The organism is Catenulispora sp. EB89 (genome assembly GCF_041261445.1).
GTDB lineage: Bacteria > Actinomycetota > Actinomycetes > Streptomycetales > Catenulisporaceae > Catenulispora.
On the sequence record NZ_JBGCCU010000015.1, the window covers coordinates 208,301 to 222,466 of the forward strand.

General features: G+C 70.9%; 11 protein-coding genes. 7 read left to right on the forward strand and 4 right to left on the reverse strand.

Annotation, left to right across the window (positions count from 1 at the left end):
* The first annotated feature begins 659 nt into the window (after nt 1–659).
* Together ABH920_RS29395 and ABH920_RS29400 are read left to right on the forward strand one after the other, a co-directional pair.
* Nucleotides 660–1,400, forward strand: a complete 741-nt coding sequence (locus ABH920_RS29395) for a COG4280 domain-containing protein (RefSeq protein ID WP_370352407.1) — start codon at nt 660–662, stop codon at nt 1,398–1,400.
* Complete coding sequence (locus ABH920_RS29400; protein WP_370352408.1) at nt 1,388–1,588, forward strand: hypothetical protein; 201 nt, start codon at nt 1,388–1,390, stop codon at nt 1,586–1,588. Before ABH920_RS29395 ends, ABH920_RS29400 begins: the two co-directional genes overlap by 13 nt.
* A gap of 17 nt (nt 1,589–1,605) precedes the next feature.
* On the opposite strand, the gene ABH920_RS29405 is transcribed toward ABH920_RS29400, so the two are convergent.
* Nucleotides 1,606–4,047 (reverse strand): beta-glucosidase, encoded by a 2,442-nt coding sequence (locus ABH920_RS29405; RefSeq protein WP_370352409.1) that lies wholly within the window; start codon nt 4,045–4,047, stop codon nt 1,606–1,608.
* Nucleotides 4,048–4,307: 260 nt separating this feature from the next.
* On the opposite strand from ABH920_RS29405, the gene ABH920_RS29410 reads away from it, so the two are divergent.
* A complete protein-coding gene (locus ABH920_RS29410; RefSeq protein WP_370352410.1) occupies nt 4,308–4,781 on the forward strand; it encodes a hypothetical protein in 474 nt (157 codons plus the stop codon).
* A 188-nt stretch (nt 4,782–4,969) separates the two neighbouring features.
* Nucleotides 4,970–6,595 carry a sigma-70 family RNA polymerase sigma factor gene (locus tag ABH920_RS29415; protein WP_370352411.1) on the forward strand — a complete coding sequence of 542 codons (1,626 nt, stop codon included), beginning with the start codon at nt 4,970–4,972 and terminating at the stop codon, nt 6,593–6,595.
* Nucleotides 6,596–6,693: 98 nt separating this feature from the next.
* Here the strand turns inward: ABH920_RS29415 and ABH920_RS29420 are convergent, their stop codons facing one another.
* Complete coding sequence (locus tag ABH920_RS29420) at nt 6,694–7,542, reverse strand: oxidoreductase (RefSeq protein WP_370352412.1); 849 nt, start codon at nt 7,540–7,542, stop codon at nt 6,694–6,696.
* A gap of 27 nt (nt 7,543–7,569) precedes the next feature.
* Complete coding sequence (locus ABH920_RS29425) at nt 7,570–8,991, reverse strand: MFS transporter (protein ID WP_370352485.1); 1,422 nt, start codon at nt 8,989–8,991, stop codon at nt 7,570–7,572.
* 126 nt (nt 8,992–9,117) lie between these two features.
* On the opposite strand from ABH920_RS29425, the gene ABH920_RS29430 reads away from it, so the two are divergent.
* Together ABH920_RS29430 and ABH920_RS29435 are read left to right on the forward strand one after the other, a co-directional pair.
* Nucleotides 9,118–9,750, forward strand: coding sequence for a TetR/AcrR family transcriptional regulator (locus ABH920_RS29430; protein WP_370352413.1), 633 nt, complete (start codon nt 9,118–9,120; stop codon nt 9,748–9,750).
* A gap of 63 nt (nt 9,751–9,813) precedes the next feature.
* Complete coding sequence (locus tag ABH920_RS29435) at nt 9,814–10,236, forward strand: DUF3151 domain-containing protein (RefSeq protein ID WP_370352414.1); 423 nt, start codon at nt 9,814–9,816, stop codon at nt 10,234–10,236.
* Nucleotides 10,237–10,373: 137 nt separating this feature from the next.
* On the opposite strand, the gene ABH920_RS29440 is transcribed toward ABH920_RS29435, so the two are convergent.
* Nucleotides 10,374–12,458: a glycosyl hydrolase family 18 protein gene (locus ABH920_RS29440; protein WP_370352415.1), complete on the reverse strand. Its 2,085-nt coding sequence runs from the start codon at nt 12,456–12,458 to the stop codon at nt 10,374–10,376.
* A gap of 308 nt (nt 12,459–12,766) precedes the next feature.
* On the opposite strand from ABH920_RS29440, the gene ABH920_RS29445 reads away from it, so the two are divergent.
* Nucleotides 12,767–14,122, forward strand: a complete 1,356-nt coding sequence (locus ABH920_RS29445) for a glycoside hydrolase family 18 protein (RefSeq protein ID WP_370352417.1) — start codon at nt 12,767–12,769, stop codon at nt 14,120–14,122.
* Nucleotides 14,123–14,166: the final 44 nt, after the last annotated feature.

Genomic DNA, 14,166 nt, shown 5'->3' on the forward strand with positions numbered 1-14,166 from the left:
CGCCTGCCCGCACGCGCCACCGCATTTACCTTCGCGATCCGCATCGCACCACGGCGCCGCTCGCCAGCTGCCCCGCCGCAACCCGCCGGACTACCGAGACTTCGCGCCCATCCGCTGCACCCCTGCGCCGCCGCTCTCGCAATATGCCCACCCCGCCGCACTCGGCATCCCGCCGCCTGCGCCCGCCAGCAGCCCTCCGCACTCAACCTGTGCACCGCCGCGCACAGCCGCCGCACGAAATGCCACCGCATTTGCCTTCGCGATCCGCATCGCACCACGGCGCCGCCCGCCAGCAGCCCTCCGCGCCCAGCCTATGCACCGCCGCGCACAGCCACCCCGCGAAATGCCACCACATTTGCCTTCGCGATCCGCAACTCACCGCAACGCCGCCCGCCAGCAGCCCACCGCGCTCAACCTATGCACCGCCGCGCAAAAGGCCACCGCCGCCTGCCCGCGCTGCCGAGCCTTCGCGCTCTGCCACTGACTCGCAGCCCACCGCCGTCGTTCTTCGCACCGGCCGCCGCTCTCGACTGTGGGCCTGATATCTGCTGGCCAGCTGCGACACCGCAGCCCTGCCCGCCGCCACGCAACCGCCCGCCGCGCGAACCCGCAACCCCCACCACCCCGAATCCCCCACCAACCCGCGTTACATTAAGCACGTGGGCACCGCCTTCCTCCTCCTGTCCGTCTTCCTGGCCTGCGCCGTCGAAGCCGTGGAAGCGCTCACCATCGTGCTCGCCGTCGGCCTGACGCGGGGCTGGCGCTCCGCGCTCCAGGGCGTCGCGGCCGGCCTTCTCCTGCTCGCGGTGGTCGTCGCCGCGCTCGGGCCGGCGCTCACCGTGTTGCCGCTCAAGACGCTGCGGCTCGTCGTCGGCGGGCTGTTGCTCACCTTCGGGCTCCAGTGGCTGCGCAAGGCGATCCTGCGCGCGTCCGGGTACAAGGACCTGCGCGACGAGGCCGCCGCCTACCAGCGCGAGATCAAGGCGGCGCAGGAGGCCGTCGCCTCGAAGAAGTCGCTCGTCGAGGACTGGTACGCCTTCACCCTCAGCTTCAAGGGCGTCGTCCTGGAGGGCCTGGAGGTGGCCTTCATCGCCCTCACCTTCGGCGCCAACCAGCACGACATCCCGCTCGCCGCGGTCGCGGCCGTGGCCGCGGTGCTCGCGGTGTGCGCGGCGGGGATCGCGATCAAGGCGCCGTTGGCCCGGGTGCCGGAGAACACCATGAAGTTCGCCGTCGGCGTGATGCTCACCGGCTTCGGCCTCTTCTGGGGTGCCGAAGGTGCCAGCGCCCACTGGCCCGGCAACGACGCCGCGCTCCCCCTCGTCCTCGCCTACATCCTGCTCGTCGCGCTCGGCGCCGTCTGGGCCCTGAAGAGAAGGCGCGCCGCGTGGGCAAACTGAAGTCCTTCGGGCTGTTCTGGTACGACTTCGTCGTCGGCGACGACCCGCTCGTCGCCGTCCTCGTCATCGCCGCCCTCGCCGGCACCGCCGCGCTCAGCACGCAGACCACCGCGTCCTGGTGGCTCCTCCCGGTGATCGTCACCCTCGCGCTGGCGGCCACGCTCGCTCGCGCCGTGCGCAAGAAGTAAGGCTCCTGCGACGGGCTCTACGACGCCGCCATCTCCACCCGCGTCCGCAGCCGCGCGTCCCACGCCGACCGCGCCGCGATCAGCTCTCGCACGCCGCCGCGCGAGCACCACGCGCCGCGCGAGGCGTCCCAGCACGCCAGCACCCGCGCCGGGATCGTGATCGGCACGGTCGCGATCTCGTTCGGCGCGGCCAGCGTCGAGCCGAACCCGACCAGCCGCCGCGGCTCCGGCCGGTCCCCGCAGTCGGCCAGGTAGATCTGCACCACCTCGCGCCCGATCCGCGCCCCGGTGTTGCGCACCCGCACCGCGAGCTCGACGTCGCCGGCCGCCGTCACCGCGGCCGTGATGTCCTCGTACTCCCACGTCGTGTACCCGAGGCCGTGCCCGAACGGGTACGCCGGAAGGATGCCGGCCTTCTCGTACCCGCGGTACCCGAACATCGTGCCCTCGGCGTACACGATCTTCCCGTCCACCGGCCGCGTCGACAGCACCGGCACCTCCTCCGCGCTCGTCGGGAACGTCGTGGGCAGCCGCCCGCCGGGCTCGACCGCGCCGGTCACCGCGTCGGCGATCGCGAAGCCGCCCTCCTGCCCGGGGAACCACGCCCACAACACCGCCGGAACCGACGCCCGCCACGGCATCTCCACCGGCGCCCCGGCGTTCACCACCACGATCGTCCGCGGATTGACGGCGACCACCGCCGCGACCAGCTCGTCCTGCCGCCCGGGCAGCAACAGATCCGTCCGGTCGAAGCCCTCACTCTCCACCTCGTCCGTCGTCCCGACCACCACGATCGCCACGTCCGCGGCCCGCGCCGACGCCACCGCCGCGGCGAACAGCTCGTCCTCGCTCGGTCCCGGCGCGGCGTGGTTGAGCCCGAACATCGCGACCGGCAGGTCCGGATCGATCTGCGCGACCACCTCGATCCGCACGGTCCCGGGCTCGATCTCCACGTCGACGCGGTGCTCCGGCGGCCGGACCAGCCCCTCGGCCAGATCGCCGCCGACGCTCGGGGACAGCGTGATCTTCATCGGCGCGTTGTCGCCGATCACCAGCCGGAACGCGCCGACCCCGGAAACAGAGAACTGATGATTGCCCGCAGCTGCGATGGCGACGTCGGCGCGCACCCGGATCCCGGCGGTCCCGGCCGGCAGCCCGCCCATGAACACGAACCGCGACGCCTGCCGCACCTCGCTGCCGAGCACGTCGCCCGCCGGGTCGATGAAGTCCACCCGCAGCCCGGCGTGCCCGGTGTCCGGGTCGCTCGCGGTCCCCGGCGACAGCGGCGGCAGAAGTCGTTGCGTGACAACACCTTGCGCGTACTCGACCGTCACCATCGAACCCAGGGCCTTGGTCAATCCTGTCAGAGGGCTGACAACGTGGGCCGGGTTCACGTGAGCGGAGCCGCCACCCTGAGCGGTCAGGTGCTCGGCGTTCGGCCCGATGACCGCCACCCGCTGCACCGACCAGGGGTCCAGCGGCAGCAACGGCCCGCCGTCGACCTCCTCGTTGCGCAGCACCACCATGGCGCGCGCCGCGATCTCGCGGAGCTGCGCGGCGGCGTCGTCCGGGGTCGTCACCGGCGGCAGCGGCTCGGAACCGTCGAGCGATCCGGTGCGATCGGCCAGCCTCAGGACTCGCAGCACCTTGTCATCGATCACTGATTCGTCGACCTCGCCCTTGCGCACCGCCGCCGCCAGCGCCTCGCCCCACGGCCCCTGCGGCCCCGGCATCACCACGTCCAGCCCGGCGTTCGCCGAGGCGGCCGTCGACCGCGTGGCGAACCAGTCGGACACCACGACGCCGTCGAAGCCGTAGCCGTCCTTGAGCACGCCGTCGATCAGCGCGCCGTTGTCGGTCATGCTGACGCCGTCGACCGCGTTGTACGCGGCCATCACCGACCACGCGCCGGCCCGCACCGCGGCCTCGAACGGCGGCAGGTACACCTCCCGCAGCGTCGTCTCGTCGATCTCGGCGTCGTACGTCATGCGCTCGGTCTCGGACTCGTTGCCGATGTAGTGCTTGACCGTCGAGGCCACGCCCGCGCTCTGCACGCCGTCGACGAAGGCGGCGGCGATCGTCGCGGTCAGCACCGGGTCCTCGGAATAGCACTCGAAATGCCTGCCGCCCAAGGGACTGCGATGCAGATTGACGTTCGGCGCCAGGTGCCACGCGACGCCCTTGTCCCGCGCCTGCGCTCCCATCAGGGCCCCGGCCCGGCGCACGGGCCCTACGTCCCACGTCGCGGCGAGCGCCGTCGGGTTCGGGAACAGCAATGACGGGTCGCGCTCGTCCCAGGTGGTCCCGCGCACGCCGGCGGGGCCGTCCGACAGCACGATCCGGCGCAGCCCGATCTCCGGGACGGCCGGCAGCGACCAGAAATCCTCGCCGGTCAGCAGCGCGGCCTTCTGGTCGAGGGTGAGGCGTCCGACCAGCTCGACCAGGGCCTTCTCATCCATCGCCGATTCCCTTCGAACGTTTCAGCGACACCGCGTGGGGCGCCGGCCGCGCCGCCGCACCACACGGGCATCACCGCCGATCATCCGGCGCAGGCGTGCGAACGCAACCCTTACCCCTCCTACCCGCGCATCCGGGTGGATCGCCGCCCGGGCGAAACCCGCCCAAGATTCTTCGCCGAACCCGCGTTATGAAATCTCCCAAACCCCGTCTCTTCTGGCGAGGGGTCTTAGCACTGGGGCCCCGCGTGAGGGAGGCGACGATGGTGACCGAGAACGGCCGGGCCGAGTTGCGGGGTCTCTACATCGACCCCGCCCAACCGCTGACGATCGCGGTGGGACAGGCCTTCGACCTGGTGAGCATGCCGGCGGCCGTCGGGCACGCGGCGTTGACAGCGCTGCGGGCCCGCAGAGTGCGGCTCGGTCCCGTCGTCGCCGACTCGCGGCGATCCGTGATGCGGGTGGGGTTCCTGGTGGCGCCGACACCCGACCTGCGTTTCGAGGACGGCGCCGGCCACGCCGAGAGCGCCGCGCTGCGCGACTGGGCCGGCCGATTAGGCGGGGCCCTCGGCGTCCGCGTCGGGGGCCGGGGCTCGACGGCCACCCTGCCGCCGCTGCTGCCGTGGCGCGGCTGGCTGCACTGGCTGGTGCCGCCGGGCGCCGGCGCGGTCCTGTGGACGCCGGCCGACGCGCTGCTGGCCGTGCTCTCGGAGCCGGCCGGCGCGCGCCTGCTGTGACGGCGGGCTACTGAGAGAGTCAACATCCTGCGTTCATCCGGTCGGGTACATCGCACTCGGATAAGCACACGAGCGACCGCGGGAAGGTCCAAGCTGTCCCCGGTCGCGCACCGGGCGTCACCGCCTCGGTGTCGCGCGCCCGCTCACGTGGAAGTACGTGAGACGACGCCGACGCTAGGAGGCCGCCCGTGCCCGTCCCCGGGGAGCAGCAGCACCCACCCACCGACGCCGAGCTGATCGCCATGGTGCGGGCCGGCGACCGGCGCGCGTACGGACCGCTCTACGAGCGGCACCGGCGCGCGGCGCTGCGCGTGGCACGCCATCTGGCGCGGGACGAGGCGGCCGCGGACGACCTCGCGGCCGAGGCCTTCACCCGGGTGCTGGCCGCGATCGACCGCGGGAACGGCCCGGACGAGGCGTTCCGCGCGTATCTGTACACGACGTTGCGCCGCACCGCCTTCGACTGGGCCGAGTCGGACAAGCGCGTGCGGCTGGTGGAGAACATCGCCGAGCTGGAGGTGACGGCGGCGCCGGTGACCGGCGCGGACCGGGACCCGCTGGACGAGGCCTTCGACCGGCAGATCACCTCCCGCGCCTTCCACTCGCTGCCGGAGCGCTGGCAGATCGTGTTGTGGCACCTGGAGGTCGAGGGCGAGACGCCGGCCGAGGTGGCGCCGCTGCTGGACCTGTCGCCGTCGGCGGTGTCGGCGCTGGCGTACCGGGCGCGGGAGGGCTTGCGGCAGGCGTTCTTACAGGAGCACTTAGCCGAGACGGTCAACGACGCGTGCCGTCCCTTCGCGCAACGGCTGGCGCCGTTCGTCCGCGGCAAGTTGGGGACGCGGGAGCACACGAAGGTCGAGCGGCACCTGGATACGTGTGCTGATTGCACCGGGCTGTATCTGGAGCTGCTGAAATTCAACGAGGCGCTGCCGGAGGTGCTCTCGCCCCTGGTGTTCGGGTCCGCGGCGGCTGCGAAGATCATCGGCGGGCTGGCGCTCGGCGCGGCGGCGGCCACCGGCCTGGTGGCGACGTCGGTCGGCACGACCGCGACAGTGGCCGGCGGAGGTGCCGCGGCCGGAACCGCCGCGGGCGCCGCCGCCGACGGCACGGCGAAGTCCGGCGCGCTGCTGGCGCGCTGGCTGATGCAGCTGCGCAAGAGCCGGACGCAGGTCATGACGATGACGGCGGTCGCGGTGGTGGCGTGCGCGATCCTGGCGTGGGGCATGTCGGGAGGCGGGAAGGGGGCCCCGCCGCTGGGCGAGCCGTCGTCCAGCGCACCGGCCGTCGCCCTGCCCGCACCGACGCGGGTGGCCAGCGCCGCGCCGACGCCGAAGCCCCCGGCTCCGAAGCCGACGAGTGCTCCGCCGGTGGTACCGCCACCGGTGCGGCACACGACGATCGCCAAGCCGCCGGCGCCCCGGCCGACCCCCACGCCGACGCCGACGCCGCCCAAGCCGACGCCCACCCCGACCCCGACGCAGTCCGTGCCGACGCCCACGACTCCCCCGCCGCCGCCTCCGACGAGCACCCCGATGCCGACGCCGACCTCGTCGCCCGAGGAGCCGACGATCTGCGAGTTGGCGTTGCAGGCTCTGAAGGATCCGACGCCGGAGAACATCGGCTTGATCCTCGCGGCCCGGTGGGATCCGTTCTGTGTCGACCTGCCGTGGGTGCCCTGGCCGCCGCTGCCGCAGTGGCCGCCGACGCTGCCCCCGCTGCCGTCGCTGTCGCTGCCGTCATTGCCACCGTTGCCGTCGCTGCCCCCGTGGCCGCTGCACAGCTCGCACCACAGCCTGCACACCGCGGACTCGTAGCCGACAGCCGAACCGGCGCGGTCGGCTGATGCCTGTCGAACATCAGCCGACCGCGACCCAGCGCCCCCGTTACCCGATTCGGTCCCGCCCTATCGTTCTCACGCGGCCTGTTCGCCGTCGGGGAAGTCAGTGGACTTCGACACCTCGCTCCAGGAGGCCGTCTCGGCGTCGAAGGCGGAGCGGGCGTCGGCAACCAGCCGGAGGGCGTCGCTGCCGAGGATGAGGTGCGTCGGCGGCTTCTCGGCGGCCACGACGGCGAGCAGGGCGGCGCCGGCCAGGGCCGGATCGCCGGGCTGGTGGCCGCTCATTTCGATCCGACGTTCGCGACCCGGGCGGAAGACCGGGTCGTAGTCGGCGATGGCGTGCTCCACCCGGTTCATGGAACGGCCGGCCCAGTCGGTGCGGAAGGAACCGGGCTCGATCGCCGTGACATGGATGCCCAGCGGTTCGACCTCCAGGGCGAGCGTGGCCGCGATGCCCTCCACGGCGAACTTCGAACCGTGATACGCGGCCAGGCCGGGGAACGCGCGCAGACCCCCCATGGAGGTCACGAACACGATGTGCCCGGCCCGGCGCTCCCGCATCCTGGGCAGAACGGCCTGGGTGACCGCGATGACGCCGAAGACGTTGACGTCGAACTGCTGCCGGAAGGTGTCGAGCGGGGTTTCCTCGAAGGTGCCCTCGACCCCGTAGCCGGCGTTGTTGACCAGGACGTCGATCGGGCCGACCTGCTCCTCGACCGCCGCGACGGCCGGCGCGACCGCGTCGGTGTCGGTGACGTCCAGCACGCGGGCGTGCGCGCGGCCCGGCGCGAGCCGCTCGAAGGCGGCGATCTGGTCCGGGTCCCGAACGGTGCCGACGACGGTGTGGCCGGCCTCGAGGGCGGCGGCGGCGAAGGCGCGGCCGAGGCCGCCGCTCACGCCGGTGATGAGAAACGTGCGAGACATGTGTCGCTCCAGGTGAGTCGAAGTCGATTAGCGTGAACGGCTCGGCGCGGCCGAGTCTTCCGCCGGCTCGGACCGCGCCAGCCACAGCCCGGTGAGTACAGCGGTGGCCAGCGTGACGCCGCCGGCCACGACGAAAGCGCTGTCGAGACCGGCCTCGAAGGACGCGCCGCCGGATTGCCGAGCCCGGACAACGGCTCCCAGCACCGCCACGCCGAGCACCGCGCCGATCTGCCGCGTGGTGCTGCTGATGCCGGAGGCGAGGCCGCCTTCGCGCGGACTGACGGCCTGGATGGCCGCTCCCGTCAGCGGCGACATGGTCAGCGCGAAGCCGATGCCGACCACCATGAGCCGCCACCACACGTTCGCGTAGCCGGTGCCGGCGTGCACCGTCCCGAGCGCCAGCAGGCCCAGGCCAGCCAGGGCCAGGCCGGTGGTGACCACCATCCGGAAGCCGTACCGGACCGCGAGCCGGCCCGCGACCGGGCTGACGACCACCATGGCCGCCGTCAGCGGCAGCGTCTGCAACCCGGCGCGCAGGATCGAGACGCCCTGGACGTCCACGAAGAACTGGGAGAAGAAGAACGACGACCCCATCAGCGCGAACCCCACGACGACCATGGCGGTGTTGGACACGGTGAACAACCGCTGCCGGAACAGCCGCAGCGGCAGCATCGGCGCCGAACGACGCGCCTCGACCGCGATGAACGCGGCGAGCAGGACCACCGCGGCGGCGAAGCTGCCCAGGATCACCGGCGACGTCCAGCCGCGGGCGCCGCCCTCGATCAGCCCGTACGTCATCGTCCCGACCCCCGCGACGGACAACGCCGTCCCCGGCACGTCGATCGCCGGAGCGCTCGGGTTGCGCGACTCTTCAAGACTGCGCAGCCCGACCAGCAGAAGCACCACGCCGATCGGCAGATTGACCAGGAAGATGGCCGGCCATCCGAAGGCTGATATCAGCACACCGCCGACCACCGGCCCGGCCGCCAGGCCGATCCCGCTGAACCCGGCCCACAGCCCGATCGCCTTGACCCGTTCCTGGGGCACGGGATAGGCGGCGGCGAGCAGCGCCAGCGAGGCCGGGCTCAACGCCGCGGCCCCGACACCTTGCAGCACCCGGCCGGAGACCAACCAGCCGACCGAAGGCGCGAGGCTGCACAACGCCGAGGCGACAGTGAACACCGCCACGCCGGTCAGGTACACGCGCTTGCGGCCGAACCGGTCGGCGAACACGCCGCCGGACAGCAGGAGCATGGCGACCAGCAGTACGTAGGCGTCGACGATCCACTGCAACCCGGTCAGCTGCGTGTGCAGGCGGCGCTGCATGTCGGGCAGCGCCGCGCCGACGATCGTGTTGTCGAGCAGCACCATGAACTGGCCGAGGCAGGTCACCGTGAGCAGGACGGCCCGGTTCGGCCGGCTGTCCACGGCTGCGGCTGCGGCCGCCAGTGAAGCGGTGACGGGCGAAGCAGTCATGGGATCCCCTCCTTAAAGCAGTCATCGACTGCGTTAGTGAGGGAACTGTACGGAGGTGCGCGCAGCAAACGCAAGTCATTACTGCGTTAAGGTGAGCGCATGGACGAGCACCAGCCGGCATCTCCAGCACCTCAAGCACCTCCAGCACCGCTGTCACAACCGGCCCGCAGGCCCGGCGGCCGGGCAGCCCGCGTCGGCGCGGCGGTACACCAGGCCGTCACCGACCTGATCAGCGAACGCGGCTACGGCACGTTCTCCGTCGCCGACGTCGCGGCCCGCGCCGGAGTGGCCGACAGCAGCATCTACCGCCGATGGGGCAGCCTGGAGAAGCTGCTCGCCGACGTGGCACTGAATCGCCTCAACGCGCGCTCACCGATGCCGGACACCGGCAGCCTGGCCGGGGACCTGCGCGCCTACACGGCCGCCGTGGCCCGCGAGATCACCGGCCCCGAGGGCCTGGCGTTGCTGCGTCTGGCCATCGCGCTGGAGAGCAGCGGCGAACAAGGCCTGCAAGCACGCGACGATCTCCTCGCCGAACGCGCCCGGCAGCTGGACTCCATGCTCGATCGCGCCCGGGAACGCGGCGAGCCGGCACCCGACGCCTTCGGCGTGCTGGACCACCTGATGGCGCCGATGTACATCCGGGTCTTGTTCGGCCTGGGCCCGCTCACACCGGAGTACGTCGACGGGCTGGTCGACCGGTTGCTGGCCTTCGACCGCCAAGGACCCTGACTCGCCGCGCCCCACCCCCGCCGCGACCCGCCGGATCACCACAGCCGCGGGTAGCCTCTAGCCATGCACAAGGACCTCCTCAACTCGCCGCCGCCGACCCTGCTCCCCGACGACGCCCCGGTGCGCGACGCCCTGGCCGCCGGCACCGCCCCGGCCGAGGTGGCCGCCGTGAACCCGGCGGTGCCGGCCGCCTGGGCCGCGCTCGCGGAGGCCGCGCTGGCCACCGACGACTCCACCGCCGGCTCGGTCACCGCCTACGCCTACGCGCGCACCGGCTACCACCGCGGCCTGGACCTGCTCCGCCGCGCCGGCTGGAAGGGACACGGCCCGGTCCCGTGGTCGCACGAGTCCAACCGCGGCTTCCTGCGCGCCCTGAACGCCCTGGGCCTGGCCGCCGAGCGCATCGGCGAGACCGAGGAGGCCAAGCGCTGCGCGACGTTCCTCGGCGACAGCGACCCCGAGGCTTTCAAGGCGCTGCGCGGCTGATCCCGCGACCTGACGGCCCGCGACCCACGGCACGACAAAGCCCGGAACCGCAGTGGCACACGGTTCCGGGCTCTGCGCCATCGGCTAGGACCGCCTAGCCGACGCGGTCACCACTGCTCGATACTGCTCACCACCGATCAGCTCAGCGCGAAGTCGTCGGCGTAGTACGCGCTCTGCCCGTACCAGCCGTGAATCCACACCGTCACCGAAGTCACCGACGCTCCCGTGGTGAACTTCGTCGACAGCTGGGACCACGAGCTCCCCGTGGTCCACGTCGAGCTGTCAGCGCCGGATCCGGTCACCCCGATGTACGTGTAGGGCCCGTTCACCCACGCGGACAGCGTGTACGTGGTGTTCGGTTTGACCGTGACCGTCTGCGAACACTGCGCGTCGTCGCTGCTGCTCGGCGATGCCTGCAGTGCGTGCGATCCGCTGTGTACGGTCGCGCTCTGGACCACTCCCAGGTTGCTCGTGCACGTCCACGGGGACAGCGAACCGCTCTCGAAGCCCGCGTTCTGGATCCCGCTGCCGCCGCCGGAGGACGACGAGGGCGAGGTGCTCGGGGTCGTGCTGGGCGTCGTGCTGGGGGTGGTGCTCGGCGTGGTGCTGGGCGTGGTGCTCGGGGTCGTCGGCGGCGTGGTCGGCGACGACGACGAGGACGAGCCCGAGGTCGGCGGTCCGGTCGGGCACGAGGCCGCCGAGCCGTTGACGTCGTTCACCGCGTCGTTGAACAGCGTGTTCGCCGAGTCCAGGTCGTACAGCGAGAACATCATCGCCCCGCCGAGGCCGTTGCAGTGCAGGTAGTCGGCCTTGGCCTGGATGGACTGCGCGTCCTCGCCGGACCAGAAGTTGGTCCCGTCGTAGAAGTACGCGGCCTCGGCCACCGGGTCCCAGTAGGTGTCAGCGGCGTTGTTCACGATCCCGTTGAGTTCCTTGTACATCTGGATGCCCGGCACGTTCCCGGAGTCCGCCGCTCCCGCCGCGGGCCCGGTCGCCGGCTGGAACAAACCGTGGGCCGATCCGGCACTCACCCCCGTCCAGCCCCGGTAGTAGAACGGGATGCCGACGTTCAGCTTGCCGGCCGGGAACCCGCCCGGGATCCCGTACGAGGAGTCGCCGACGGTGTACGCCTTGATCGCCTCGTCGAGGTTGTACTTGGCGTTGCCCGGCGGAACGTTGCTCATCGGGTCGTTCGGGTCGCTGTAGATCGGGGCCTGGTGGTTCGTCGGTCCCGTGGCGTCCCAGCCGCCGTGCATGTCGTACGTCATCGCGTCGCCGAACGTCAGGTACTGCCCGATGTTCTGCGTCTCGATGCCGGCCGCGATCTTCTCCTGGCCGGAGGGCAGGGCCGCGGACAGTGCGTAGGTCTTTCCGTCAGCTGACCCCTGAGCGTTCAGCTCGGTCCGGAACTCCTGCAGCAGCGCCGTGTAGTTGGCCTTGTCGGCGGCGGACTCGTGGTTGCCCAGGTGGCCGGCGGAGGACGCCGGGTACTCCCAGTCGATGTCGAACCCGTCGAAGATGCCGGCCGCGGTGCCCGGGCCGCCGTAGCCGCCGGACGCCGGGATGTTGCCCTTGATGAACATGTCGATGCAGCTCGACACGAACTTCTGCCGCGAGGCCTGAGTGGCGGCCACGTCGGAGAAGTACTTGGAGTAGGTCCAGCCGCCGATCGACAGCATGACCTTGAGGTTCGGGTTCTTCTTCTTCAGCTCCTGCAGCTGGTGGAAGTTCCCGGCGATGGGCTGGTTGTAGACGTCCGAGGTCCCGTCGACGCTGATCGAGGAGTCGAAGGACTTCTGGTAGTCGGCGAACTGGTCCTCGGCGCCGTCACCGGCGTTCGGGTCGCTCTCGCCGGCCGGGTCCGGGTCCGTGGCCTTGGTGGCCTCGAAACAGGTCAGGTTGGTCGGGTCGATGTTCTCGAAGTCGTAGATCAGGTAGTTGAGGCTGCTCGCGGCCCCGGACTGCTCCACGTTCTTCAGGTAGTAGGCGTTCTGGTAGATGGACCACTGGTCGTAGTAGGCCACCTTCAGGCCGCCGGACGTCGACGCGGCACCCGTGGTGTTGTTGCTCCGCATCGCGGCATGAGTGGAGGGACCGGCGCCGATGGCGGCGGACGCACCCGCGACGATGACCGCGGAGGCGAGCACCGCGGTCAGAGCCGATCTGTGTTTGTTGGTTATAGAGCTTCGTTTGTTGCTTATTGAGCTTCGTGACGCTCTCATTCGTTACGCACGCTCCTGTGGCGGGAGGGAAACCGTTCGGGAAGAAACTGCGCATGGAGCTGATCCGACAGAGCGGCGCCGCAAAAACGGATCGGGTCGTAGGGAAGAAGTACCGCCGACCTCGGGCACTGTCAAGGGTGAGGTCTAGACCAAGGTCTAGACCTACTGGCATCGACCATGGTCATCCCGGTGCAGGTCAGCGAAAGGCAAAGAAGGCCTTACGAGGGCTTGACCACAGGGTCGGCGGCGAGGAGCATGGCGCTCGCCACCGCTGGTCTAGACATCTTCGTCTCACTTCGAGGAGCCTCATGAGCCGCCCCTCCCAGCCCCACCGGACGCGCCGCACCGCTCTTGCCGCGGCCGCCGTCCTGAGTCTGGCGATCATGCCGATCGCCGCCGCCTCCCCGGCACTGGCCACCCCCGGCAGCGCCGCGAAATCCGCACAGTCCTTTGACAACAACGGGAAAGTCTCAGTCGGATACTTCACCCAGTGGGGGATCTACTCAGGGTTCTACGAGAAGAACCTGATCACCTCCGGCGCGGTGAACAAGCTCACTGAGATCGACTACGCGTTCTCCAACATCGCCCCGGACGGCACCTGCGCCAGCGCCGACTCCTGGGCGGACTGGCAGAAGCCGGTCGACGCGACGAACTCCGTGGACGGCACCGCCGACACCGGCGCGCAGAGCATCGCAGGGAACTTCAACCAGCTGCGCGAGCTGAAGAAGGCCTACCCGAAGCTGAAGATCGTGATGTCGATCGGCGGCTGGTCGGAGTCCACCAACTTCTCCGCCGCCGCGGCGACCCCGGCCTCGCGGGCGAAGTTCGCGCAGTCCTGCATCGACATGTACATCAAGGGGAACCTGCCGGGCGCCGCTCAGGGCGCGGCGGCGGGGATCTTCGACGGCATCGCCATCGACTGGGAGTACCCGGACGAGGTCGGCAACAACAACCCGCACGGTCCGCAGGACACACACAACTTCACGTTGCTGCTGCAGGAGTTCCGCAACCAGCTGAACGCTCAGGGATCAGCTGACGGCAAGCACTACCTGCTCACCGCCGACACCCCGTCCGGCCCGGAGAAGGTCTCGCACATCGAGGTCGGCCCGGTGTCGCGGATCGTGGACTGGATGAACGTGATGACGTTCGACTTCAACGGGCCCTGGGAGACCACCGGCCCGACGGAGTCCCAGTCGAACCTGTTCCCGTCCCCGTTCGACCCGGCCCCGCGGCCGACCCCGGGCGACCCGTACCCGAACAACGGCGAGATCTCGACGGTGGAGGTCGTGGCCAACTACCTCAAGCAGGGCGCGAGCCCGAACAAGATCGCCATCTCGATCCCCTTCTACGCGCACGGCTGGACCGGCGTCGCGCCGGGGCCGCACGGCGACGGCGAGTTCCAGCCGGCCACCGGGGTGGCGGCGGACATCCAGTACAACCAGGTCGCGGCGCAGCCCGGAACCGTGTACCACGACCCGTTCTCCGGCGCCGCGTACAAGTACGACCCGGCGAGCAAGACCTTCTGGACGTTCGACGACCCGCAGAGCATCCAGGAGAAGGTCTGGTTCATCAAGGCCCTGGGACTGCGCGGCGACATGACGTGGTCGCTGGACGGCGACACGGCCGACGGACAGCTGGTGAACGCGTTCGGGCTCGCGAAGTAGCGCGCTCGCGGCACGCCGGGTAACGCACTCACGGTGCGCCGAGT

What these genes read in the sequence shown, in the direction of transcription:
- ABH920_RS29440 (WP_370352415.1), bottom strand. Translation starts at nt 12,458, where the DNA reads ATGAGAGCGTCACGAAGCTCAATAAGCAACAAACGAAGCTCTATAACC.
- ABH920_RS29435 (WP_370352414.1), top strand. Translation starts at nt 9,814, where the DNA reads ATGCACAAGGACCTCCTCAACTCGCCGCCGCCGACCCTGCTCCCCGAC.
- ABH920_RS29405 (WP_370352409.1), bottom strand. Translation starts at nt 4,047, where the DNA reads ATGGATGAGAAGGCCCTGGTCGAGCTGGTCGGACGCCTCACCCTCGAC.
- ABH920_RS29445 (WP_370352417.1), top strand. Translation starts at nt 12,767, where the DNA reads ATGAGCCGCCCCTCCCAGCCCCACCGGACGCGCCGCACCGCTCTTGCC.
- ABH920_RS29410 (WP_370352410.1), top strand. Translation starts at nt 4,308, where the DNA reads ATGGTGACCGAGAACGGCCGGGCCGAGTTGCGGGGTCTCTACATCGAC.
- ABH920_RS29420 (WP_370352412.1), bottom strand. Translation starts at nt 7,542, where the DNA reads ATGTCTCGCACGTTTCTCATCACCGGCGTGAGCGGCGGCCTCGGCCGC.
- ABH920_RS29430 (WP_370352413.1), top strand. Translation starts at nt 9,118, where the DNA reads ATGGACGAGCACCAGCCGGCATCTCCAGCACCTCAAGCACCTCCAGCA.